General features: G+C 45.4%; 1 pseudogene. It reads right to left on the minus strand.

Annotated features, from left to right (window positions below):
• Positions 1-274 precede the first annotated feature (274 nt).
• Positions 275-474 (minus strand): annotated as a pseudogene (locus BHE89_RS20390) (RNA-guided endonuclease TnpB family protein); the annotation flags it as partial.

A 474-nucleotide genomic window follows, 5' to 3' on the forward strand; every position in this document is an offset into this window, starting at 1 on the left:
AATCTTATTGCCGTCTGATTTGATGGCGTAATGACTTAGCCCCACATCAAGCCCCGTGATATTTGATATCAATGTTGGCTTTGCCGGTGCTTCTACCCCGTCATCACAGAGTAGTGACGCATAGTATTTTTCCGGTTGCGCTGCGACTCAGTGTGATACTTTTTCAGCGCCCCCCGTAATTTCACGATGTAAACGCGCTTCAATCGGTGCGATTTTCGGGATTTTTTATCGCGCCATCAATGACTTTGATCCCGACACAATGATAGCTAGATTGTCTGCCATGCTTACTTTTAAACGTGGGAAAACGGGCTTTTAGTTTCGGATTAAAAAAAGTTGGAGAAAGCCACGTCAAGGTTAATCACCGCCTGCTGCAATGCTATGGAGTCATATTCTTTAAGCCACCCATATCTGCGGGATTTTTTTCGCCACTGCAAGCAGCGGTTTAAGGTCTTTACGCGGGTTTAAATTTACGCC

This window comes from Shigella sp. FC1967 (assembly GCF_001743005.1).
Classification (GTDB): domain Bacteria; phylum Pseudomonadota; class Gammaproteobacteria; order Enterobacterales; family Enterobacteriaceae; genus Proteus.